Annotated in this window: 20 protein-coding genes and 1 riboswitch; of the genes, 8 read left to right on the forward strand and 12 right to left on the reverse strand. The window is 69.7% G+C overall.

Features of this window, described 5'->3' with window-relative positions:
* Positions 1-6: 6 nt before the first annotated feature.
* The 3 genes from AB0L89_RS09850 to AB0L89_RS09860 form a co-directional block, all read right to left on the reverse strand.
* Positions 7-837 carry a carbohydrate ABC transporter permease gene (locus AB0L89_RS09850; protein WP_365137079.1) on the reverse strand — a complete coding sequence of 277 codons (831 nt, stop codon included), beginning with the start codon at positions 835-837 and terminating at the stop codon, positions 7-9.
* The gene (locus AB0L89_RS09855) at positions 834-1,820 is read right to left on the reverse strand and encodes a sugar ABC transporter permease (RefSeq protein ID WP_365137082.1); all 987 of its coding nucleotides are present in this window, start codon (positions 1,818-1,820) and stop codon (positions 834-836) included. Before AB0L89_RS09855 ends, AB0L89_RS09850 begins: the two co-directional genes overlap by 4 nt.
* Before the next feature lie 184 nt (positions 1,821-2,004).
* Complete coding sequence (locus AB0L89_RS09860; RefSeq protein ID WP_055700412.1) at positions 2,005-3,276, reverse strand: extracellular solute-binding protein; 1,272 nt, start codon at positions 3,274-3,276, stop codon at positions 2,005-2,007.
* A 286-nt stretch (positions 3,277-3,562) separates the two neighbouring features.
* On the opposite strand from AB0L89_RS09860, the gene AB0L89_RS09865 reads away from it, so the two are divergent.
* From AB0L89_RS09865 to AB0L89_RS09900, 8 genes are all read left to right on the forward strand, one after another.
* The gene (locus tag AB0L89_RS09865; RefSeq protein ID WP_069885717.1) at positions 3,563-4,348 is read left to right on the forward strand and encodes a GntR family transcriptional regulator; all 786 of its coding nucleotides are present in this window, start codon (positions 3,563-3,565) and stop codon (positions 4,346-4,348) included.
* Between the two features lie 121 nt (positions 4,349-4,469).
* Entirely contained in the window at positions 4,470-6,596 is a 2,127-nt protein-coding gene (locus tag AB0L89_RS09870; RefSeq protein WP_365137086.1) for a carbon starvation CstA family protein, read from the forward strand.
* Complete coding sequence (locus AB0L89_RS09875; RefSeq protein WP_365137089.1) at positions 6,593-6,790, forward strand: YbdD/YjiX family protein; 198 nt, start codon at positions 6,593-6,595, stop codon at positions 6,788-6,790. Before AB0L89_RS09870 ends, AB0L89_RS09875 begins: the two co-directional genes overlap by 4 nt.
* Positions 6,791-6,941: 151 nt before the next feature.
* Complete coding sequence (locus AB0L89_RS09880) at positions 6,942-7,211, forward strand: DUF3311 domain-containing protein (RefSeq protein WP_365137092.1); 270 nt, start codon at positions 6,942-6,944, stop codon at positions 7,209-7,211.
* A 95-nt stretch (positions 7,212-7,306) separates the two neighbouring features.
* Positions 7,307-8,869: a monocarboxylate uptake permease MctP gene (gene mctP, locus AB0L89_RS09885; protein ID WP_365137234.1), complete on the forward strand. Its 1,563-nt coding sequence runs from the start codon at positions 7,307-7,309 to the stop codon at positions 8,867-8,869.
* Between the two features lie 102 nt (positions 8,870-8,971).
* A complete protein-coding gene (locus tag AB0L89_RS09890) occupies positions 8,972-9,466 on the forward strand; it encodes a GNAT family N-acetyltransferase (protein ID WP_365137095.1) in 495 nt (164 codons plus the stop codon).
* Between the two features lie 116 nt (positions 9,467-9,582).
* Positions 9,583-9,724, forward strand: a riboswitch (cobalamin riboswitch).
* Positions 9,725-9,853: 129 nt separating this feature from the next.
* On the forward strand, positions 9,854-12,247 hold the full coding sequence (locus tag AB0L89_RS09895) for a ribonucleoside-diphosphate reductase subunit alpha (protein ID WP_365137098.1): 2,394 nt from the start codon (positions 9,854-9,856) through the stop codon (positions 12,245-12,247).
* Complete coding sequence (locus AB0L89_RS09900) at positions 12,247-13,284, forward strand: ribonucleotide-diphosphate reductase subunit beta (RefSeq protein WP_365137101.1); 1,038 nt, start codon at positions 12,247-12,249, stop codon at positions 13,282-13,284. The genes AB0L89_RS09895 and AB0L89_RS09900 overlap by 1 nt, the downstream gene beginning before the upstream one ends.
* Before the next feature lie 87 nt (positions 13,285-13,371).
* Here AB0L89_RS09900 and AB0L89_RS09905 read toward each other — a convergent pair whose 3' ends face one another.
* From AB0L89_RS09905 to AB0L89_RS09945, 9 genes are all read right to left on the reverse strand, one after another.
* Positions 13,372-14,745 (reverse strand): cytochrome P450, encoded by a 1,374-nt coding sequence (locus tag AB0L89_RS09905; RefSeq protein ID WP_365137104.1) that lies wholly within the window; start codon positions 14,743-14,745, stop codon positions 13,372-13,374.
* Positions 14,742-15,872 (reverse strand): epi-isozizaene synthase, encoded by a 1,131-nt coding sequence (cyc1, locus tag AB0L89_RS09910; RefSeq protein WP_365137107.1) that lies wholly within the window; start codon positions 15,870-15,872, stop codon positions 14,742-14,744. Before cyc1 ends, AB0L89_RS09905 begins: the two co-directional genes overlap by 4 nt.
* A gap of 297 nt (positions 15,873-16,169) precedes the next feature.
* On the reverse strand, positions 16,170-16,820 hold the full coding sequence (gene def, locus AB0L89_RS09915; protein ID WP_365137110.1) for a peptide deformylase: 651 nt from the start codon (positions 16,818-16,820) through the stop codon (positions 16,170-16,172).
* A 63-nt stretch (positions 16,821-16,883) separates the two neighbouring features.
* Positions 16,884-17,864, reverse strand: coding sequence for a hypothetical protein (locus AB0L89_RS09920; protein ID WP_365137113.1), 981 nt, complete (start codon positions 17,862-17,864; stop codon positions 16,884-16,886).
* 139 nt (positions 17,865-18,003) lie between these two features.
* Entirely contained in the window at positions 18,004-19,248 is a 1,245-nt protein-coding gene (locus tag AB0L89_RS09925) for an HD domain-containing protein (protein WP_365137237.1), read from the reverse strand.
* Between the two features lie 101 nt (positions 19,249-19,349).
* Positions 19,350-20,693 (reverse strand): HD-GYP domain-containing protein, encoded by a 1,344-nt coding sequence (locus AB0L89_RS09930; RefSeq protein ID WP_365137116.1) that lies wholly within the window; start codon positions 20,691-20,693, stop codon positions 19,350-19,352.
* 190 nt (positions 20,694-20,883) lie between these two features.
* Positions 20,884-21,192 carry a mycothiol system anti-sigma-R factor gene (gene rsrA / locus AB0L89_RS09935; RefSeq protein WP_055700424.1) on the reverse strand — a complete coding sequence of 103 codons (309 nt, stop codon included), beginning with the start codon at positions 21,190-21,192 and terminating at the stop codon, positions 20,884-20,886.
* A complete protein-coding gene (locus AB0L89_RS09940) occupies positions 21,189-21,863 on the reverse strand; it encodes a sigma-70 family RNA polymerase sigma factor (RefSeq protein ID WP_055700425.1) in 675 nt (224 codons plus the stop codon). The genes rsrA and AB0L89_RS09940 overlap by 4 nt, the downstream gene beginning before the upstream one ends.
* A gap of 231 nt (positions 21,864-22,094) precedes the next feature.
* The gene (locus AB0L89_RS09945; protein WP_365137121.1) at positions 22,095-22,736 is read right to left on the reverse strand and encodes an alpha/beta family hydrolase; all 642 of its coding nucleotides are present in this window, start codon (positions 22,734-22,736) and stop codon (positions 22,095-22,097) included.
* Positions 22,737-22,740 lie beyond the last annotated feature (4 nt).

The following is a 22,740-nucleotide window of genomic DNA, read 5'->3' on the forward strand; positions in this document are numbered from 1 at the left end:
TGTGCGTTATCCCTTCACTGCGCCGTCGGTCAGGCCGCTGACGGCCCTGCGCTGCAGGAAGACGAAGAGGATCAGGATCGGGACGGCGAAGAGCGAGGCCGCCGCCATCGTGGCGCCCCAGTCGTCGCCGAAGGCGGTCTGGAAGCTGGACAACCACACCGGCAGGGTCTTGGCGTCCGCCTCCTTGTTGAGCACGAGCACCATCGGGAACTCGTTCCAGGCCGTGATGAAGCCGAAGAGCGAGGTCGACATCAGGCCCGGCGCGAGCAGCGGCAGGATCACCCGGCGGAAGGCCTGCATGCGGGTGCAGCCGTCCACCATGGCGGACTCCTCCAGCTCCCTCGGCACGGCGGCGACGAAGCCGCGCAGCGTGAGGAGGGTGAAGGGCAGGATCATCACCATGTAGAAGAGGGTCAGCGGGATCAGGCTGTTCAGCATGTCCGCGTCGCGCACGATGATGTAGATCGCGATGACCATGACTTCCCACGGCGCCATCTGCGCCAGCATGAAGCCGATGATGAAGCCGCGCCGCCCCTTGAAGCGCATGCGGGCGAGGGCGAACGCCGCGGTCACGCCGATGATGAGCGAGAAGAGCACCGCGAGGACCGTGACGGTGATCGAGTTGCCGACCATGGTCCAGAAGTGGTCCACGCTCATCGCCGTCTTGAAGTGTTCAAGGGTGGCGTCGGTCGGGAACCAGACCGGGTCCTCGCTGATGATGTCGCCGGTCGGCTTGAAGGCCGTCGCGAACATCCAGTACACGGGGAAGACACAGAGGACGAAGAGAATGACGGCCGTCAGGTTGGGCCAGATGCGGCCGAACAGCGAGCGCTTCACAGCTCGTCCTCCTCTTGCTTGAGCACGATCCGCAGGTAGAACGAGGTGATGGCCAGCAGGATGATGATGGTGAGCAGCGCGATCGCGGCACCCATGCCGAAGTGCTGGTTGCCCATGCCCTCGATGTAGGCGTAGACGGGAAGGATCTCGGTGAGCCGGTCGGGACCGCCCTCGTTGATCGTGAAGACCTGCACGAACGCCTTGAAGACCCAGATGATCTCCAGGAACGTCGTGGCGTAGAGGAAGGGCCGCAGGTACGGCAGCGTCACCTGGGTGAACTGCTTCCAGGCCCCCGCGCCGTCCAGCGCCGCGGCCTCGTACAGCTCCTTGGGAATGGTGGTCGTGGCGGCGTACAGGTTGATCGCCACGAAGGGGATGGACATCCAGACGATCAGCAGCAGGACGACGAAGAAGGTCGAGTACTGCGTGGCGAGCCAGTCGTGGTCGGCCATCGACTCGAAGCCGATCTTGGCGAGCACCCAGTTGACGACGCCGAAGCGCTGCGCGAACAGCCACTGGTAGACGGTGCTCGCCGCGACGACGGGCATCGCCCAGGCGAGCACGAGGCCGAGCAGGAGGAAGGTGCGCATCTTGCGGCCGAGGCGCGCGAGGAGCAGTCCCACCAGCGTGCCGAGGGCCATGATCAGTACGACGTTGACGGCGGTGAAGGCGACCGAGCGGCCGGTGACCCGCCAGAAGTCCGGACCGGTGAGGACTTCCTTGTAGTTGTCGAATCCGTTCCACTCGGTCAAGTGCAGAATGAACTGCCGCATGTTGAGGTTCTGGAACGACAGGATCCCGTTGTTGACCAACGGCCAGCCGAGCAGCAGCAGGGTGGCGACGATCGCGGGGGTCAGCAGCAGATAGGGCGTCAGGCCGGCCAGCCGCCGAGAGGATCCCGGACTTCCTGGCCGTGGTCCGCCATCCGGTGTCTGCACCTCCGTCGGGCCGGAGGGCGGCCGTTCGGTCTTCTGCACGGTCATGCTCGCCATCTCTTTCGTGGGCAACGCGAAGCGCTGTGAGCAGCGCGGAGGGCGCGTGATCAGCGCGGGCGCCGTGATCGGCGCGGAGAACGCGGAGTACGCGACGGAGAACGCTCGGTACTCATGGGTACGCCGGGGGCGGCGGGGTCACGTCACCCGCCACCCCCGGCAAGAGGACGCGTTGTTACTGCTTCTGCGCCAGGCGCTTGTTGAGCTCGCCCTCGACCTGCTTGGCGGCGGCGGCAGGCGACTTACCGTTGAGCACCGCGGTCATGTAGTTCTTGATCGGGTTCGGCGGGTTCTCCACCGCGGCCCACTCCGGGATCAGCGGGGTGGTGCCGCCGCCGGCGGTGGCGGGGGCGGCGGCCTCGGCGGCCGGGTTGCCCTTGAGGTTGGACTCCAGCGCCTTCTTGTTCGGGATCGTGCCGCCTTCCTTGGCGAACTGACCCTCGAACTTGTCGGACAGCGCGATCTTCAGGAACTCCTTGGCGAGCTCCTGCTTCTTGCTGGTCGCGGCGATGGCGAGGTTGGAGCCGCCGAGGAAGACGCCCTCGGGCTTGTCGGCCGTGGCGCCGGGGATCGTGAAGAAGCCGATGTCCTTCTCGATCTTCTTGTTGGCCTTGATCGCGGTCGCGGCCTCCCAGCTCATGCCGATGAAGGCGCCGGTCTTGCCCTTGGCGAAGACCTCGGCCTGCTGCGGGGTGGCCTCGTCCTTGTTCTTGGGGGCCTTGGAGAGGTCCGCGAACTGCTTGTACGTCTTCATGGCCTTGGCGACCTTCGGGTCGTCCAGGTTGGAGACGTACTTGTCGCCGTCCTTCTTGACCAGCTCGGCGCCCTCACCGATGGTCAGGCCGACGAAGTGGTACCAGTTCTGGCCGGGCAGGTAGATCGGCTCGGCGTCGGTCTTGGCGCCGATCTGCTTGAGGTCCTTGAGGAACTCGTCGCGGGTCTTGGGGGTGTCCTTGATGCCGGCGTCGGCCCAGATCTTCTTGTTGTAGACCACGACGCGGTTGAGGACGAACCACGGGGCGGCGTACTGCTTGCCGTCGATGACCGAGGCCTTGTTCATCGACTCGGTCCAGTCGGCGCCGATCGACTTCTTGAGGTCGTCGAGCTCGGCGAGGCCGCCGGTCTTGGCGTACGCGGCGGTCTGGGTGTTGCCGATCTCGAAGACGTCCGGCGGGTTCTCCTCGGAGAGGGCGGTGGTCAGCTTCTGCTGGATGCCGTTCCACTGCTGGACTTCGAACTTCAGCTTGGCGCCGGTCTTCTTCTCGAAGGCCGCCGTGACGTCCTTCTGCCACTGGTCGGGCGTCGAACCGTCCATCGCCCAGAGCGTCAGGGTCTCGCCCTTGAAGCCGTCGGCTCCGCCGGCCTTCTTGTCGTCGTCACTGCCGCAGGCCGCGATCGAGACCAACATGCCCGCGACACCGATGGCCGCTATGAGCTTGCGCTTCACGTCACCCTCCTCAAGGGATGCCAGTCAACCCCCCACCCGCAGCGACCGAATGGACCGAGATCTGCCCGTGGGACTGGAACCTGGTCTTTAATGGTGTAGACCAGTACGGGGAGCTTGGCCTAGACCTTTAGGGGTGTCAAGGGTGTATAAGAAGGGCAGTCACGTCCGTTATCGGACCGACACCTGAGCAGGCGGAGTCTGCTCGGCCCGTACCGTGCCACGATGTGAGCCGCGACAGACGGAGGAGCCGGTGACGGCAGCAGCACAGGAGCCGGAGAGGCAACCGATGGGCACTGAGGCGGGCAGTACCGGGACCGAGGTGGGCGCGCCCTCGACCGAGGCCGCGACCGTCGGCCGCACCGCGCGCGTGCCCAAGTACTACCGCCTGAAGCGCCACTTGCTCGACATGACGGAGACGCTGCCGCCGGGCACCCCCGTCCCCCCGGAGCGCACGCTCGCCGCAGAGTTCGACACCTCCCGCACCACCGTGCGCCAGGCCCTCCAGGAGCTGGTCGTCGAGGGCCGCCTGGAGCGCATCCAGGGCAAGGGCACGTTCGTCGCCAAGCCCAAGGTCTCCCAGGCCCTCCAACTCACCTCGTACACCGAGGACATGAGGGCCCAGGGCCTGGAGCCGACCTCCCAGCTCCTGGACATCGGCTACATCACCGCCGACGACACCCTCGCCGGACTCCTCGACATCAGCGCGGGCGGCCGGGTGCTGCGGATCGAGCGGCTCCGGCTGGCCAACGGCGAGGCCATGGCGATCGAGACGACCCATTTGTCCGCCAAGCGCTTCCCCGCCCTGCGCCGCTCCCTGGTCAAGTACACCTCGCTCTACACCGCCCTCGCCGAGGTGTACGACGTACATCTCGCGGAGGCCGAGGAGACCATCGAGACCTCGCTGGCCACCCCGCGCGAGGCCGGCCTGCTCGGCACCGACGTCGGCCTGCCGATGCTGCTCCTGTCCCGCCACTCGCTGGACGGCGACGGCCAGCCGGTGGAGTGGGTGCGCTCCGTCTACCGCGGCGACCGCTACAAGTTCGTCGCCCGCCTCAAGCGCCCCACGGACTGAGCCCGTCCCCCCGGGCCCCGGCGCACGGGGTTCGCCACCGGCGCCGCCCGGGGTCTGGCGCAGATCACCGCGCTGCTCTACGTTCCTCCCGTCATCGCATGATGAACGGGAGGACGACCCGGTGCGCAGAGCAGATCCTCGATCCATCGTCATCTGGTCCCTCGTCGCGCTGGTCGGCGCCGCGGGCTGGACCGTCCTGGCACTCGCGCGCGACGAGGAGGTGTCGGCCGCCTGGATGGTGGCGGCGGCCCTCGGCTCGTACGCCATCGCGTACCGCTTCTACGCCAAGTTCATCGCGTACAAGGTCCTCAAGGTCGACCGGACCCGGGCCACCCCGGCCGAGCGGCTCGACAACGGCATCGACTTCCACCCGACCGACCGCCGGGTGCTGCTCGGCCACCACTTCGCGGCGATCGCGGGCGCGGGACCGCTGGTGGGGCCCGTCCTCGCGGCGCAGATGGGCTATCTGCCCGGCACCATCTGGATCATCGTCGGCGTGATCTTCGCGGGCGCCGTGCAGGACATGGTCGTGCTGTTCTTCTCGACCCGGCGCGACGGCAGGTCGCTCGGGCAGATGGCGCGCGAGGAGATCGGCCCGTTCGGCGGGGCCGCCGCGCTGCTCGCCACCTTCGCCATCATGATCATCCTGCTCGGGGTGCTTGCGCTCGTCATCGTCAACGCGCTCGCCGAGTCGCCCTGGGGCACCTTCTCCATCGCGATGACCATCCCGATCGCGCTGCTGATGGGCTTCTACCTGCGGGTCCTGCGGCCCGGCCGGGTCAGCGAGGTCTCGCTCATCGGCGTCGCGCTGCTCCTGCTCGCGCTCGTCGCCGGCCGCTGGGTCGCCGAGTCGCCCCTCGCGGACACCTTCACGCTGGCGCCCTCGACGCTGGTCGTCTGGCTGGTGGCGTACGGCTTCATCGCCTCGATCCTGCCGGTGTGGATGCTGCTCGCGCCGCGCGACTACCTGTCGACGTTCATGAAGATCGGCACCATCGTGCTGCTCGCGCTGGGCGTCGTGATCGCGCTGCCCACGCTGAAGATGGACCCGGTGACCGACTTCGCCTCGCGCGGCGACGGGCCGGTCTTCGCGGGCTCGCTCTTCCCCTTCGTCTTCATCACCATCGCGTGCGGGGCGCTCTCCGGCTTCCACGCGCTGATCTCCTCGGGCACGACGCCGAAGATGATCCAGAAGGAGACGCAGGTCCGGATGATCGGCTACGGCTCCATGCTGATGGAGTCGTCCGTCGCGATCATGGCGCTCGTCGCCGCGTCGATCATCGACCCGGGTCTCTACTTCGCGATGAACGCGCCGGCGGGCGTCGTCGGCGACACCGTCCAGGAGGCCTCGAAGGCCGTCGCGAGCTTCGGGTACAGCATCTCCCCGGACGACTTGGCGCAGGCCGCCAAGAACGTCGAGGAATCCTCGCTGCTCTCGCGCACCGGCGGCGCCCCCACGCTCGCGATCGGCGTCTCCGAGATCTTCTCCAAGGTCACCGGCGGCTCGATGCGGGCGTTCTGGTATCACTTCGCGATCATGTTCGAGGCGCTGTTCATCCTGACCGCGCTCGACGCGGGCACGCGCGTGGGCCGCTTCATGCTCCAGGACATGCTGGGCAACGTCTACAAGCCCTTCAGGCGGGTGAGCTGGAAGCCCGGACTCATCGCGACCAGCGCCGTCGTCACCGGCCTGTGGGGCTACTTCCTGTGGGTCGGCGTGCACGAGCCGCTCGGCGGGATCAACCAGCTCTTCCCGATCTTCGGCATCGCCAACCAGCTCCTCGCGGCCGTCGCACTGGCCGTCTGCACGACACTGCTCGTGAAGTCCGGACGCCTCAAGTGGGCCTGGGTCACCGGGATCCCGCTCGTCTGGGACGCCACGGTGACGCTCACCGCGAGCTGGCAGAAGGTGTTCTCCAGCGACCCGCGCGTCGGCTTCTTCCAGCAGCGCGCGAACTACCAGGACGCCATCGACGAGGGGAAGATCCTGCCGCCCGCCAAGACCATGGACGACATGCACACCGTCGTCACCAACTCCACGGTGGACGGCGTCCTTTCGGCGGCGCTCGCCCTGCTCGTCGTCGTCGTGATCCTGGACGCGGCCCGGATCTGCGTCCGGCACGTCCGCGACCCGCACTCCTCCCGCCTGAGCGAAGCACCCTACGTGGAGTCGAAGTTGACGGCACCGGACGGCCTCTTCGCAAAGCGCGAGGACAGGCGCGGGACGAAGCGGGAGCCGGTGCGATGACCTGGCTGCTGCGCGGGGTGCGCTGGATGCGGTGGTACGTCCGCGAACTGACCGACGAGTCGGCGTACGACCGCTATGTGACGCACGTACGCAAGGCGCATCCCGCCGCGGCCGTGCCCAGCCGCCGCGAGTTCGAGCGCATGCGGACGGACCGTGAGGAGTCGGACCCGCGCCAGGGATTCCGCTGCTGCTGAGGCGGGCATGTCTGCCGTCGGGGCCGACGCGCCTCGCTGAACTGGGCACATTCATCTGTCCGTTATCCGGACAGGGGTTCCATACCGCGAGACTGTGGCTTAGATTTCCCGCACGTTAAGCATGGGATAAGTGAGGGAACGGAGCCGCGATATGTCAGATGCGCCTGAAGTGAACAGACCGGTGGTCACGCCGGTCCGCGTGGTCATCGCCGTCTGTCTTGTCGCACCGTTCGTGGCGATGCTCTGGGTCAGCTCGTACGCCAGGATCGAGCCGACCTTCATCGGCATCCCGTTCTTCTACTGGTACCAGATGCTGTGGGTGCTCATCTCCACGGTGCTCACGATGATCGCCTACAAGCTGTGGCAGCGTGACCAGCGCGCCCGCAAGGCCGAGCAGGCCCACGGGGGTGCCGGACAGTGAACACGTACGCATCGGGAACACAGACGCTCGCCTCGGGCGGCGTCAACGGCGTCGCGCTCGGCGTCTTCATCTTCTTCTTCGTCGCGGTCACGGTCATGGGCTTCCTGGCCGCCCGCTGGCGCAGGGCGGAGAACGAGCAGAGCCTGGACGAATGGGGCCTGGGCGGACGGTCGTTCGGCACCTGGGTCACCTGGTTCCTGCTCGGCGGCGACCTCTACACCGCGTACACCTTCGTGGCCGTCCCCGCGGCGATCTACGCGGCGGGCGCGGCCGGCTTCTTCGCCGTGCCGTACACGATCCTCGTCTACCCGCTGATCTTCACCTTCCTGCCGCGCCTGTGGTCGGTCTCGCACAAGCACGGCTATGTGACCACCTCCGACTTCGTGCGCGGGCGCTTCGGCTCCAAGGGGCTCTCGCTGGCCGTCGCGGTCACCGGCATCCTCGCCACGATGCCGTACATCGCGCTCCAACTCGTCGGCATCCAGGCCGTCCTGGACGTCATGGGCATCGGCGGCGGTCCGGACACCAACTGGTTCATCAAGGACCTGCCGCTGCTGATCGCGTTCGCGGTGCTCGCCGCGTACACGTACTCCTCGGGCCTGCGCGCGCCCGCGCTGATCGCGTTCGTGAAGGACGGCCTGATCTATCTCGTCATCGCCGTCGCGATCATCTACATCCCGATCAAGCTGGGCGGCTTCGACGAGATCTTCGCCAAGGCCGGTGAGGCCTTCTCGCAGACCAACCCGGCGACCGACAAGCCGCGCGGCGCGCTCGCACCGCCGGAGGCCGGCCAGTGGACGTACGCGACGCTGGCGCTCGGCTCGGCCCTCGCGCTGTTCATGTACCCGCACTCGATCACGGCGACGCTCTCCTCCAAGAACCGCAACGTGATCCGCCGCAACACCACGATCCTGCCGCTGTACTCGCTGATGCTGGGCCTGCTGGCGCTGCTCGGCTTCATGGCGATCGCGGCCGGGATCAAGGTCGACAACGGCCAGCTGGCGATCCCGCAGCTCTTCGAGGACATGTTCCCCGACTGGTTCACCGGTGTGGCCTTCGCGGCGATCGGCATCGGCGCGCTCGTCCCCGCGGCCATCATGTCCATCGCGGCCGCGAACCTCTTCACCCGCAACATCTACAAGGACTTCCTCAAGCCCGACGCGACGCCCGAGCAGGAGACCAAGGTCTCCAAGCTGGTCTCGCTCCTGGTGAAGGTGGGCGCCCTGGTCTTCGTCCTCGGCATGGACAAGACCGTGGCGATCAACTTCCAGCTGCTCGGCGGCATCTGGATCCTCCAGACGATGCCCGCGCTGGTCGGCGGCCTGTTCACCCGGTGGTTCCACCGCTGGGCGCTGCTCGCCGGCTGGGCGGTCGGCATGGTCTACGGCACGCTGGCCGCGTACGGCGTCGCCTCGCCGACGCAGAAGCACTTCGGCGGCTCCTCCGACACGATCCCGGGCATCGGCGAGATCGGCTACATCGGCCTCACCGCGTTCGTCCTGAACGTCGTCGTGACGGTGGTCCTCACCTTCGTCCTGAAGGCGCTGAAGGCCCCCGAGGGCGTCGACGAGACCTCGCCCGAGGACTACACCGCGGACGCCGGCGACAAGGGCGTCTCGGTCGAGCTCCCCAAGGTGGGGGCGGGCTCCGGGCACTGACCCCGCGCTCCGCGCACGGCGCGGCACGCACGCCACGAAGGGCCGCCGGGACTCCCCCGGCGGCCCTTCGCCACGCCCGGCCCCTGTTGCAGACTTCGCCCCATGGACATCACGATCAGGCGGGCCCTGCCCGCGGAGTACGAGGCGCTCGGCGCCCTCACCGCCCACGCCTACCTCGACGGCGGACACCTGGACTTCGGGGCCGAGGACCCCTACCTCGACGTGCTGCGCGACGTGGCCGCGCGGGCCGCCCGGGCCGAGGTCCTGGTGGCCGTGGCCGACGACGAGCTGCTCGGCGGCGTCACCTTCGTCCCGTCCGGCGGGGCGATGGCCGAGGTGTCCCGGGCGGACGAGTCGGAGATCCGGATGCTGGCCGTCGCCGGCGCGGTGCGCGGCCGGGGCGCCGGGGAGGCACTGATGCGGGAGTGCATACGGCGCTCCAGGGACGCGGGCCGCACCGCCCTGGTCCTGTCCACCCAGGCCTCGATGCACGCCGCCCACCGGCTCTACGAGCGCCTGGGCTTCGTGCGGACGCCCGAGCGGGACTGGCAGCCGATCGACGACGTGTCGCTGCTCACCTACGAGTTGAGGCTCTAGAACCCGGCCCCAGGGGCCGCGGCGCCCCCGTCCCGGGCGCGGCGGCGCCCCGCCCCCGGAACAGTACGGCCTTCACGCACCTGACCGACCGACACAAGATGTGGGCCTGCTTCAAGAACCCGGCACAAGATGTATGCTCGTGCTCGCTGTCGTCGCAGGGGAATCCGGTGCAAGTCCGGAACTGTCCCGCAACGGTGTATGTGTACGTCTTTGTCGTACGCGCAAGTCCGAGGACCTGCCGACAGTGCACCCGAGCCGTCCGGCCCGGGTGCCGACCGTCCGGGCCTCGTGGAATGGGCCGGTGGACGCGACGCCGCCCTGCCCGGGCGCGCCCGTGTGTGCCGTTCCCCTCCCCCAGGCCCAGAGCCGAGCGAGGGAGAGCTCCACGTGACCATCGCGCCTGCCGAACCCGCGTCAGCGCCGACGACGCCGACCGCCGAGGGTACCGACGGGCCAGGGACCGCGCTGCTGCGCACCCTGACCGACCTCACCGCCGACCTCCCCGACGCCGACCCCGGCCGGGTCGCCGCCGCCGCCCTGCGCGGCCGGTCGGCGCGCGCCGACGAGGCCGAGCTGCGGGAGCTGGCGACCGAGGCGGCCGCGGGGCTCATCTCCGAGGACCCGGCGTACTCGAAGCTCGCGGCCCGGCTCCTGTCGATCGGCATCCGCGAGGAGGCGGCCACGCAGGGCGTGCGCTCCTTCACCGACGCCATCGCGGTCGGCCACCGCGAGGGCCTGATCGCCGACCGCACCGCGTCGTTCGTGACCGCCCACGCGGCCCGTCTCGACGCCCTCGTGGACACCGCCCTCGCGGACGGCGCCGACTTCCGCTTCGGCTACTTCGGCCTGCGCACCCTGCACAGCCGCTATCTGCTGCGCCACCCCATCACCCGGCAGGTCGTCGAGACCCCGCAGCACTTCATGCTGCGCGTGGCGAGCGGTCTGGCGGAGGACGAGAGCGCCCGCGCCGTCGACGAGGTCGCCGCGCTGTACGGCCTGATGAGCCGCCTGGACTACCTGCCGTCCTCGCCGACGCTCTTCAACTCCGGCACCCGGCACCCGCAGATGTCCTCCTGCTACCTCCTCGACTCCCCGCTGGACGAGCTGGACTCCATCTACGACCGCTACCACCAGGTGGCCCGGCTCTCCAAGCACGCGGGCGGCATCGGCCTCTCGTACTCCCGCATCCGCTCGCGCGGTTCGCTGATCCGCGGCACGAACGGGCACTCCAACGGCATCGTGCCGTTCCTCAAGACCCTGGACGCCTCGGTCGCCGCCGTGAACCAGGGCGGGCGCCGCAAGGGCGCGGCCGCGGTCTACCTGGAGACCTGGCACTCCGACATCGAGGAGTTCCTGGAGCTGCGCGACAACACCGGTGAGGACGCGCGCCGCACGCACAACCTCAACCTCGCGCACTGGATCCCCGACGAGTTCATGCGCCGGGTCGCCGCCGACCAGGACTGGTCGCTGTTCTCGCCGTCCGACGTGCCCGAGCTGGTCGACCTGTGGGGCGAGGAGTTCGACGCCGCCTACCGCACGGCGGAGGCAGCCGGGCTCGCCAGGAAGACCATGCCGGCCCGCGACCTGTACGGCCGCATGATGCGCACCCTGGCGCAGACCGGCAACGGCTGGATGACCTTCAAGGACGCCGCCAACCGCACCGCCAACCAGACCGCGGAGCCCGGCCACACCGTCCACTCCTCCAACCTCTGCACGGAGATCCTGGAGGTGACGGACGACGGGGAGACGGCCGTCTGCAACCTCGGCTCGGTCAACCTCGGCGCGTTCGTGGAGAACGGCGACCTGGCCTGGGACCGGCTCGACGAGACCGTGCGCACCGCGGTGACCTTCCTCGACCGCGTCGTCGACATCAACTTCTATCCGACCGAGCAGGCCGGGCGCTCGAACGCCAAGTGGCGTCCGGTGGGCCTGGGCGCCATGGGTCTCCAGGACGTCTTCTTCCAGCTGAAGCTGCCCTTCGACTCGCCCGAGGCGCGCGCCCTGTCCACGCGCATCGCCGAGCGCATCATGCTCGCGGCGTACGAGGCGTCCGCGGACCTCGCCGAGCGCAACGGCCCGCTGCCCGCCTGGGAGAAGACCCGCACCGCGCGCGGTGTCCTGCACCCCGACCACTACGGCGTCGAGCTCACCTGGCCGGAGCGCTGGGCGGCCCTGCGGGAGCGCATCGCCACGACCGGCATGCGCAACTCGCTGCTCCTCGCCATCGCGCCGACCGCGACCATCGCCTCCATCGCCGGTGTCTACGAGTGCATCGAGCCGCAGGTCTCCAACCTCTTCAAGCGCGAGACGCTGTCGGGTGAGTTCCTGCAGGTCAACTCCTACCTGGTGGAGGAGCTGAAGCGGCTGGGCGTCTGGGACGCGCAGACCCGCGAGGCGCTGCGCGAGTCCAACGGCTCGGTGCAGGGCTTCGACTGGGTGCCGCAGGAGGTCCGCGCGCTGTACCGCACGGCGTGGGAGATCCCGCAGCGCGGCCTGATCGACATGGCCGCCGCGCGCACGCCGTTCCTGGACCAGGCGCAGTCCCTGAACCTGTTCCTGGAGACGCCGACCATCGGCAAGCTCTCCTCGATGTACGCGTACGCCTGGCAGCAGGGCCTGAAGACCACGTACTACCTGCGCTCGCGCCCCGCGACGCGCATCGCCCGCGCGGCCGGCGGGACGAGCGCCGCCGCCACCGCGCCCGTCCCCGTGCAGGCGACCCCCGAAGAGGCCGTCGCCTGCTCCCTGGAAAACCCCGAGTCCTGCGAGGCCTGCCAGTAATGAGCACCACCAGCAACGAGAAGACCGCGTCTTCCGAGAAGAACCTGCTCGACCCGGGCTTCGAGCTGACTCTGCGTCCCATGCGCTACCCGGACTTCTACGAGCGCTACCGGGACGCCATCAAGAACACCTGGACCGTCGAGGAGGTCGACCTCCACTCGGACGTCGCCGACCTCGCGAAGCTCTCGCCGGGCGAGCAGCACATGATCGGCCGGCTGGTCGCGTTCTTCGCGACGGGCGACTCGATCGTGGCGAACAACCTCGTGCTGACGCTGTACAAGCACATCAACTCCCCCGAGGCGCGGCTGTACCTGAGCCGTCAGCTCTTCGAGGAGGCCGTGCACGTCCAGTTCTATCTGACGCTGCTCGACACCTATCTGCCCGACCCCGAGGACCGCGCGGCCGCCTTCGCCGCCGTGGAGAACATCCCCTCCATCCGCGAGAAGGCGCAGTTCTGCTTCAAGTGGATGGACCACGTCGAGGAGATCGACCAGCTTCAGACGCAGGCCGACCGCCGTCGCTTCCTGCTGAACCTGATCTGCTTCGCGGCCTGCATCGAGGGCCTGTTCTTCTACGGTGCCTTCGCGTACGTCTACTGGTTCCGCTCGCGCGGTCTGCTGCACGGCCTGGCGACCGGCACCAACTGGGTGTTCCGCGACGAGACGATGCACATGAACTTCGCCTTCGAGGTCGTGGACACCGTCCGCAAGGAGGAGCCGGAGCTCTTCGACGACGCGCTCCGGGTCCAGGTCACGGACATGATCAAGGAGGCCGTGGAGGCGGAGCTGCAGTTCGGCCGCGACCTGTGCGGCGAGGGCCTGCCCGGCATGAACACCGAGTCGATGCGTGAGTACCTCCAGTGCGTCGCCGACCAGCGCCTCCAGCGCCTGGGCTTCGCGCCGGTCTACGGCTCGTCGAACCCGTTCTCCTTCATGGAGCTCCAGGGCGTGCAGGAGCTGACCAACTTCTTCGAGCGCCGGCCCTCCGCGTACCAGGTCGCGGTCGAGGGTTCGGTCTCCTTCGACGACGAGTTCTAGCCGTCGCCGACGCGCCACGGCTCTGGCGCGAACTGGTCCCGGTGTGCCCGCCCCGTGGTACGGGGGTGGGGCGGGCACACCCTCCGCTCAGCGCGGTTCGGCCCGCAGGACGAGCCGCTTGGGGTGGAGCGTGATGCCGATCCGGGTGTCCGTGTCGGTCTCCGCCACCTTCTCCAGGCGCCACTTCGGGGCCACCGTCCCGAGGATCAGGGCGAGTTCGGCCAGGCTGAAGTGGTCGCCGGGGCACTTCCTGTTGCCGACGCTGAACGGCATCATCGCGAACTCCGGTACGTCGCCCGCGCGTTCCGGATTCCAGCGGTCCGGGTCGAACTCCAGGTGCCGTTCGAAGGAACGCGGGTCGCGCTGCATCGCGTAGACGCTGTAGACGATGTCGGCGTCCGCCGGAATGCGATAGCCGCCCAGATCGGTTTCGGCCACGGACCGGCGCGTGAATATCCAGGCCGCCGGGCGTATACGCATCGCCTCGGTGATGACATTGCGGGTGTGCGGCAGCTCCTTGAGGTCGGCGAATGTGATCGCGCGCCCCGGGGCCACGGAATTTACCTCTTCAACCAACCGCCGTTCCTGCTCCGGGTGTTCGGTCATCAGATGGAAGGTCCACGCCAGCGTGGACGCCACATTCTCCGCACCTGCCACGACGAGGGAAACGACGTGGTCGTGGATCTCCTGGTCGGTGAGGGGCTCCCCGGATTCGTCCTTGGCCCGCAGCAATTCCGCGAGCAGATCATCCGGTCCGGGGCCGGCCGCGCGGCGTTCCGCGATGATCTCGTCGACGAGCGCGTGCAGATCGGCGAGCGCGCTCTCGAAGCGCCGGTTGGCGGGCGTCGGCACCCGGTACAGCGGTCCGGCCGAGAGCACCATCCGGCGGTAGAGGCCGTCGAAGACGGTGTGCAGCGAGTCGGCGATGCGGTCCGCCTTCTCGCCGATCGACTCGACCTCCAGGAGCGAGCGCGAGACGATGCGCACCGCCGTGCGGAACATCTCCGCGCCGACGTCGACCGTCTCGCCGGGGCGCCAGCGGGCCGCCGTGGCGCGCGCCTCCTCCTCCATCACCTTGGCGTAGTCGGCGATCCGCTCGGGCCTGAACGCGGGCTGCATCATGCGGCGTTGACGCCGGTGCAGCCTGCCGTTGCTGGTCGCCACGCCCTTGCCCAGGAGCACTTCAAGGGTGTCCCAGAGTGGCCCGCCGACGATGTACTCGGGGCTCTTGAGCATGGCGCCGACGAGCTCGGGATCGCAGACCACGTACGCCGTCTTGGGCCCCAGCCTGATCCGTACGAGATCACCGTGGTCCCGCAGCGCGGCGAGGAAGGCGAGCGGGTCGCGCACGAGGTTCCAGGCGTGACCGAGCAGGGGCACACCACCGCCCACGAGGGGCGGGGTGCGCAGCGGGCCCGGTCCTGACGCGGCGGGCGCGGGTATTGCGGATTCGACGCTCATTCCTCACCAACCAGTTCGTTTTCCGCCAGGCTGTCCTCGGTCACATACGGGGGAATGGCCCTGTCGTCCCAGCTGTCCACCCGATAGCGACCTGATTCATGATGGAACCAGTACACGGAAGAGAACCAATTCCGCATATTGAAGACGCAGGACCTGACCGCGTCCGCGAGTTCGGTTCCCTCCGGGGTGCCGTCCGCCAATTCATCGGCGAGCAGCATTACTTCCGGTTCGGCTTCCAGGAAATCCGATACGCATCGGGTGACGCGCCGGTGGACTTCCCGCACCGCCTCTTCGAGCCGCATTCCCTCGTGATGGATCAGGCTGATCCCGAGATTGTGCAGCTCGTCTCCCGCGAGTTCCTTCGGGAGCGAGCACAGGTCGTTGTACCAGGCCGAGAAGTCCTGGGTCGCCAGTGCCGCCCGCCGATATGCGGGGTGCTTCCTTATGCCGCGCGGCAGTTCACACCGCGCGGTGGGTTCGAGCAGGTCGATCCACGCCCAGTGCGCGAACGTGAGGCGGCGCAGCTCGATGTACGCCTCGACCGTGGGCACCGCGCCGCAGCGCCGGTTCCTGAACTCCTGGTCGTACGCCTCGATGACCGGGTGGAAGTGCCGGGCGAAGCGGGCGTTCCAGCTGGGGCCCAGGAAGGAGTACAGGCGCAGGACGCAGTCCGCGAACCCCGCGACCAACGGATCCCTGTGGTGCAGGTACTGCCGGGGCGCGTTCAGGGTGGCGTGCAGGCCCCGGCACAGCCGCCGCCACTGTGCCGTCCTGCCGTGCACCGAGTCCCGGTCGTGCCGGTCGTCCCAGGCGAAGAACCAGCTGCTGAGGTCCGCTATCGCGGTCAGCAACTCGTCCGGGGCGCCAATGTAGTAGCCCGCGACCAGATCCGTGTAGCACAGGCTGTCCGCGTAGCGCTCGACCTTGTCCGGGGGCATCAGGCGCATTTCCCGCAGCCATGTCCGCGACTTCTCCTGAAGCTTTGGCCAATACGGATGCAGGCGGCGAGGAAACGCGGCTTCGATCACTGGGAGAGCCACTGCCGGCGGAACCGAGACCACCGGTGTGCGAGGTCGCGTGTGTGGATGTGTCTGTGAAGTGCTTCCGGAATATGCAGGCACGAACAAACCCCTTTCATCCGCTTGAGGGCCCACGCCCCTCCCGCCGTGCCGGGCGCGCGCCGTTGCGTATCCCCGCGCTTTCCATTCAGCACCACAACTGACCGTTCAGGGAACAGATTTGCGCCATTCACTACCCCCCAGTGCCGAGAACCTCCCCTTACGTGACTGAATATGGATCTCCATCAGCCGATTCTGCTCGCACACGCGAGCGGCTCATGCCAACGGCCCCTGGTCAGGGAGGAGTTCCCGGACCAGGGGCCGCTCGCGTCACGCGGTGCCCACGCCTCTCAGGCGTCGCGTGAGTCAGTCATTGGCCACCACGGGGTAGCGCGGAGTGCCCTCTTCCATCTGGCGCAGTGCGTCCTTGCGCTCCCTCTTGGAGAGGCGGTCGATGTACAGGTGGCCGTACAGGTGGTCCGTCTCGTGCTGAAGGCAGCGCGAGAAGTAGCCCGTGCCCCGCACCTTGATCGGGTTGCCCTTCTCGTCCTGACCGGTCACCTCGGCGTAGTCCGGGCGGGCCAGCGGCGCGTAGGCGGTGGGGACGGAGAGGCAGCCCTCGCCCGAGTCGTCGAGGTGGCGCCGGTCGGCGGGCAGCTCCTGCAGCACCGGGTTGCAGACCACGCCGACGTGGCGCACGCCCTCGTCGTCCATGCAGTCGTAGACGAAGACCTTCAGGTCGACGCCGATCTGGTTGGCGGCCAGGCCCACGCCCTGCGCGGTCCGCTGGCTGGCGAACATGTCGTCGACGAGCTTCGCGAGCTCGTCGTCGAAGGCGGTGACGTCCTTGCACTCCTTGTGCAGCACAGGGTTGCCGACGACCGTGATCGGCCGGGAGGTGCCGCGCTCGCGGTAGGCCGTCTCGCGCTCCTCGCAGTCCTCCGTGTCGATGACGAAGCCCTCGTCGTCGACGGGGAGAACCCCGTCGGAGTACTGCTGCTCAGTGTCCTGCGCCATGTCCGCCGTACGCCTTCCTTGGAACCCTCAAGAGTTTGTGCCGGTACAGCCTACGGCGAAGCGTCAGCAGACCTCTTCGAGATCCCGCCAGTCCCGGGAGTCCGGGCTGTCGGCGACCCAGCCGTCCAGCAGGCCGCGCACCAGGCCCGCGGGCGCCGCGATGCCGCACTCGCGCTCGGGCACCCAGAGCGCGCCGGGACTGCGGTGGCCGAGCGGACCCGGATGGCCCGGCTCGCTGTGGTCGTGCGGGTCGAGGTGCTCGCCGTCGCCCTCGTCGCTGGGCATCCGCGACTCCGAGCACATCCGGCACAGCAGCCGCACCGAGGACGACCAGTCCTCGGCGGCGAAGCCCGCGTCGGCCGCCAGCTGCTCCAGGGCGTCCCGGTCGGCCTCGGTGGCGGCCTCCAGGAGGACCACCCAGGTCGGCACCGGCGAGGGCGCCCAGAGCTCGATCTCGTCGAAGACGGGGTACGAGTGCCCGGCCGCCGTCGTCCGCTCGCCGTGCGGGACGCCGTCGTGCAGCACGACCTCGCCCCAGCGGCGCCCGGAGGAGGGCAGCGGGATGGACAGGACCTCGATGCGGGCCGGGTCGAGCCGCCGGCCCCACACGACCTCCGCCTCGCCCTCCGGGGAGAGCCGCACGGCCGCGCTGCCCAGCTCCATGCCCCCGGGCTCGCCGGAGGCGGCCACCCCGCCCGGCACCCGCAGGCCGTACGCCTGCCAGGCGCGGCGGGCGAGCGGCCAGTCCTGCAGGGCGGTCGCCGCGATGCCGACGTTCCACCAGTCGGGGGCGCCCGCGGAGCGGTCCAGGAGCGCCACGGCGCGCAGACCGGCGGCCCGCGCCTGCTCCCAGTCGTGGCGGAACTTGTGCAGCAGCGCGAGGTTGAACCAGGACTCGGACAGCCAGGGTTCGAGATCCGCCGCGCGCGTGAGCAGTGCCCCCGCGTCCTCGTACCGGCCGTCGCCGATCAGCGTGAACGCGCGGTCGGTCGCCTGCCGCCATGAGGCGGAGGGCCGGTGCCGTCCCTTGCCGAAGATCCTCACGATTCCCGCCTGATTCCCGCCTGTACGTTTTCGGAAAGTTTCTCGGAAGCCATATGTCGAGAAGGCGCGCCGTACCCCCGTGCACCTTCTTCTTCGCATCCAACCACGTACGGTCGGACGGCCGCTCATTACCCATGGGTTACCCAACCGGGCGCGAGCTAAGGCCGCCCCTCGACAGCACCCGCGCGAGGGACTCCACGACCTCCGGCTGGTAGTCGCGGCCGGTGGCCAGGCGCAGCCGCTCCAGGGCGTTCAGCGGCCCGCCGAGGGCCCCCGACGGGCCTTCTCCCCGCGCCATCTCGTCGTACGCGTTCGCGGTGCGCACAATACGTGCGGTGAGCGGCTGATCGCGGTACGGATCGGCCTGGCGCTCCACCACGACGGCGACCGCGGAGTCCACCCCCGTCTGCCGCACGACGGCACCGCCGAGCAGGGCTATCCGGCGCTGCTCCGCCTCGGGGAGGGCCGCGGTGGCGCCCTCGGGGACCGGGTCGACGAGGGAGAGCTGCCCGATGTCGTGCATCAGGGCCGCGTGCTCCAGGACGGTGAGGTCCGGCTCGGAGAGTCCGAGGTCGCGGCCCACGGCCCGGCTCAGGTCCGCGACGCGGTGGGCGTGGCCCTGCGGGGTGTATCCGGCGATCTCGGTGGCCCTGGCCAGGGACGCCATGGTCTGCCGGTAGGTCGCGCGGACCGCCGCGTACCGCCGGAAGGAGAGCTGGGTGAGCAGCAGCGGAAGGCTGAACACGGGCAGCGCCCAGAGCCCGGCCACGGCCACCGCGAGCGCCATCACGGCGCCCGTCGCGCACACGGCCGAGCCGATGCCGAGCAGGGCGCGCAGCTCGTCACGGAGCAGCGGCCCGAACGGCCACCGCGTACGGGCGTGGGCGGTGGCGGCGGCGAGCACGGCGTCGCAGAGCGCGGTCAGGACGAGCACGGCGACGATGACGAGCGCGAAGTAGGGGCCGTGCCCGACCCACTCGCCCAACTTTCCGGAGTTGTAGAGGGGTTGGAAGCACGCGGCCGCGAAGCCGACGGTCAGTACGCGCCGCGCCAGCTGGTCGAGGACGGGACCCCGGCCGAGCGCCACGTGCGGCACGGCGCCCACGAGGGCCGCCGCGACGACCACGGCGATCACCTGCAGGACGCCGTGGTGGGTGGCCTGCCCGGCGTTCTCGCCGAGCAGCGCGTACGCGAGCGCGCCGGCGGCCCCGAGCGGCGCGGGCTCCCGCTCCGTCCCGATCCCCCACCGGGCCAGCTCCCCCAGCGCGATCAGCACCCCGAAGACGAGCGCCACCCGCCCCTCGGTGACCCCGTGCCGGAGGGTCCACCCGAGGGACGCCACGGCGAGTGCCCCGGCGAGCCCGGTCGTCACCGCCGTGAGCAGGCGTTCCGCGCGGCACGCGGGGTGTCCTGTGGCCGTATGCGGCCGGGCGCCCGGGGCGGGGCGGGCGCGGCCCCCGGTGCCGGGTGCCGGGACGGGGGCGCTCACCGGGGTGCCGGGCCCGGCACCGCGGGTGCGGACACGGGCGCCTCGGAGGGCGCGCTCCCCTGCTCCGGCACGTCCGAGGTGACCCCCGCGTGCCAGCCCTCCCGCGCCAGCGCACGCGCCAGCGCCGTGACCATCACGGGGTCGAACTGCTCCCCCGCGCACCGGTCCAGTTCCTCCAGCGCCACCGGCACGGGCCGCGCCCGCCGGTAGGACCGCGTGGACGTCATCGCGTCGAACGCGTCCGCCACCGCCACCACCCGCGCGCACTCGGGGATCTGCGGCCCCGCGAGCCCGTACGGGTACCCGCTGCCGTCGATCCGCTCGTGGTGGTGCAGGATCGCCGCCCGCGCCTCCCCCAGGAATTCGATGCCGCGCACCATCTCGTGCCCGTACTCGGGGTGGAGTTCGATGACGCGCCGCTCCTCCGGGGTCAAGGGCCCGTCCTTCCGCAGCAGCCGTGTCGGTACGCCGAGCTTGCCGACGTCGTGCAGGATCCCGGCGAACCGCAGGACCTCGACGCGCTCGTCGTCCATGCCCAGCTCCCGCGCGATCATCACGGAGGCGCGGCCGACCCGCTCGCTGTGCCCGCGCGTGTACCTGTCCTTGATGTCGACGGCCTGGACGAGTGCCCGGATGGTGGCCTGATGGGCGGCGCGCTCGCGGTGGTACTGCGCGAACAGCCAGCAGGAGACGCCCATGGGGAGCAGGACGAGCAGCGCGGCCGGCGGGCCGTACGGACTGGTCCAGAGCACGGCCATCATCAGCCCGGCGAGCCCGTGCACGACGACGGGCACGAGGGAGTGCAGGAAGAGCCCGCGCCAGGCGGTGCGCATGGGGACCCGCTCGGCGGTCGCCACGACCCCGCCGTCGAGGGCGGCGAGCACGGCGGAGAAGGCGAGGACGGCGGCGCCCGCGGGCGCGAGCACGTACGGGAAGTCGGGCGCGGCGCAGGCGGCGGGCCCGCCGAGCGCGCCGTACACCCGTGTCGCCGCCCAGGCGGCCAGCGCCAGCTGGGCGGCGCGCCACATCCGGCGCACCCACCGGGGGTGGCGGTCGACGCGGGCGAGCAGCGCCCCGGGCACCGCGACGAGGGCGGCGGCGGGCGCGGGCAGCAGGAAGACCCCGGCGAGCAGCACGGGGAAGAAGGTGCCGAGGCCGCGCGGGGCACGGCGGCCGACGAAGCGGCACCGGGTGATCTGCTCGCACCCGGCGTAGAGCACGGCGAGCAGCGCGACGGCGGGCCACGGCGTGGCGGGCGTGAGCGCGGGCACGGCACAGAAAGCGCCCGCCAGGGCGACGCACAGGATGTAGACGCGGGCCCCCGCCGGCACCGACCGCATGGAGTTCTCCTCCCCGTTCAGGTCCGGAGACTAGAACGGCGGCCTCCCGCCCAGCGCCCGAGTGGCGCCAATTAGCACGTTCGAGTGACGGGAGGGGAGAACGGGGCCGGAAACGAAGAGCAGGCCGCGTGGGTCACACGGCCTGCCCAGTTCTCGTCTTTGCTTCAACCACCGGGCATCGCCCGGTGGTTCACGCCTCCGAGGCCGTCACGTCCTGCGTGACGTCCTGCTCGGGCACGGCCTGCCCGGAGCGGATGAGGTCGATGCGCCCCATGACCTTGGCCCGCAGGTCGACGGGCACGTCGTCCTGGCCGCAGCAGCGCTTCACCAGCTTCTTGACGGCCTGCTCGAGGCCGTACTTCTCCAGGCACGGAGAGCACTCCTCGAAGTGCGTCTCGAACTTGGTGCAGTCACTGTCCGGCATTTCGTGGTCCAGGAACTCATAGAGATGATCCAGGACTTCACTGCAGTCAGTCTCGTGCGGCTCTCCGCAGCTCATGAGCCCGAGCCTTTCGTTCCGTTCGACTCCCCGGCACCCGCCGGGACCAGCCCTCGCTCACGGGCGTAGTCCTCCAGCATGCCGCGCAGTTGGCGTCGGCCCCGGTGCAGTCGGGACATCACCGTGCCGATGGGTGTCCCCATAATGTCGGCGATCTCCTTGTACGCAAAGCCCTCTACGTCGGCCAGATAGACGGCGATGCGGAATTCCTCGGGGATCGCCTGCAGCGCCTGCTTCACATCCGAGTCGGGCAGGTGGTCCAGCGCCTGCGACTCGGCGGAGCGCAGACCGGTGGACATGTGCGACTCGGCGCGCGCCAGCTGCCAGTCCTCGATCTCCTCGGCGGCACTGCGCTGGGGCTCGCGCTGCTTCTTGCGGTACGAGTTGATGAAAGTGTTGGTGAGGATGCGGTACAGCCACGCCTTGAGGTTGGTGCCCTCGCGGAACTGGTGGAACGACGCGTACGCCTTCGCGTAGGTCTCCTGCACCAGGTCCTCCGCGTCCGCCGGGTTGCGCGTCATGCGCAGCGCCGCCGAGTACATCTGGTCGAGGAACGTCAGCGCGTCCCGCTCGAAGCGGGCCGTGCGCTCCGCTGCCGTCTCAGAACCCTCGTCCGGGCGCTCCGCCTGGCCGTGCTCGGTCCCTGCGTCGGTCCCAGTGACCGGACCCACCTCCTCCAACGACGTGGTGAGGCCGAAACCAGCCCCACTCGAATCGGAGGATAGACGACGACCCGTGCCCCGCGCCGCCCGAATAGATGCGGTTTTGGGTGCGCTCAGCACCGTCCACTCCAGGTCAGACGACGTGGAGCGGTTCGGGCAGATGGTCGAACCCATGCGGCGGACTTCCTCTCGTACGAACAGCCTGCGACGGCGTTTGCCGTCTGTTCGCCACAACAGAGGTCACCCGCCCAACATTCCCGCCCAGCGGACGACGGCGTCCGTGATGAGCTTCACGGCCTCGTCCTGGTCGATCTCCGCGCGCTTCGGCACCGCGAACCCGTGGTCTCCGTACGGGATCTCGACGAGTTCGTACGCACCGTCGGGGAACTCGGCGGGCCTGCCGAACGGGTCGTTGCCGCCCTGGACGACGAGCGTGGGCACGCCCGCGCCGAGGAGTTCGGGGGCGCGGGACTTCTCCGGCCTGCCCGGCGGGTGCAGCGGGAAGGAGAGCGCGAGCACGGCCGCGGCGCCCAGCTCGGTCGCGGTGCGGCAGGCGACGCGGGCCCCGGCGCTGCGGCCGCCGGAGATCACCGGCAGGCCCTTCTTCTCCAGGGCGGGCCAGATCCCCCGCCATCCCGTGTCCAGCGTCCTGGGTGCGGGCGCCACCTTCTTGCCCGCGACCCGCCAGGGCTGCTCCACCAGGGCGACGGTCACGCCGTGCGCGGGCAGCGCGGCGGCGATGGCCTGGAGGTCGCGGGCCTCGATGCCGCCGCCCGCGCCGTGGCTGACGGCCAGGACGAGGCGGGCGTTCTTCTTGGGGGCCGGGTGCCAGGTGATCCGCGCCTCACCGGCGTCGGTCCCGACGGTCTCGCTCGTGGTCACCCGA

Source organism: Streptomyces sp. NPDC052114 (assembly GCF_040680155.1).
GTDB lineage: Bacteria > Actinomycetota > Actinomycetes > Streptomycetales > Streptomycetaceae > Streptomyces.

What these genes read in the sequence shown, in the direction of transcription:
- AB0L89_RS09865 (WP_069885717.1), top strand. Translation starts at nt 3,563, where the DNA reads ATGGGCACTGAGGCGGGCAGTACCGGGACCGAGGTGGGCGCGCCCTCG.
- def (WP_365137110.1), bottom strand. Translation starts at nt 16,820, where the DNA reads ATGGCGCAGGACACTGAGCAGCAGTACTCCGACGGGGTTCTCCCCGTC.
- AB0L89_RS09855 (WP_365137082.1), bottom strand. Translation starts at nt 1,820, where the DNA reads ATGACCGTGCAGAAGACCGAACGGCCGCCCTCCGGCCCGACGGAGGTG.
- AB0L89_RS09880 (WP_365137092.1), top strand. Translation starts at nt 6,942, where the DNA reads ATGTCAGATGCGCCTGAAGTGAACAGACCGGTGGTCACGCCGGTCCGC.
- AB0L89_RS09930 (WP_365137116.1), bottom strand. Translation starts at nt 20,693, where the DNA reads ATGCGGTCGGTGCCGGCGGGGGCCCGCGTCTACATCCTGTGCGTCGCC.
- AB0L89_RS09905 (WP_365137104.1), bottom strand. Translation starts at nt 14,745, where the DNA reads ATGAGCGTCGAATCCGCAATACCCGCGCCCGCCGCGTCAGGACCGGGC.
- AB0L89_RS09900 (WP_365137101.1), top strand. Translation starts at nt 12,247, where the DNA reads ATGAGCACCACCAGCAACGAGAAGACCGCGTCTTCCGAGAAGAACCTG.
- rsrA (WP_055700424.1), bottom strand. Translation starts at nt 21,192, where the DNA reads ATGAGCTGCGGAGAGCCGCACGAGACTGACTGCAGTGAAGTCCTGGAT.
- AB0L89_RS09890 (WP_365137095.1), top strand. Translation starts at nt 8,972, where the DNA reads ATGGACATCACGATCAGGCGGGCCCTGCCCGCGGAGTACGAGGCGCTC.
- mctP (WP_365137234.1), top strand. Translation starts at nt 7,307, where the DNA reads ATGGGCTTCCTGGCCGCCCGCTGGCGCAGGGCGGAGAACGAGCAGAGC.
- AB0L89_RS09875 (WP_365137089.1), top strand. Translation starts at nt 6,593, where the DNA reads ATGACCTGGCTGCTGCGCGGGGTGCGCTGGATGCGGTGGTACGTCCGC.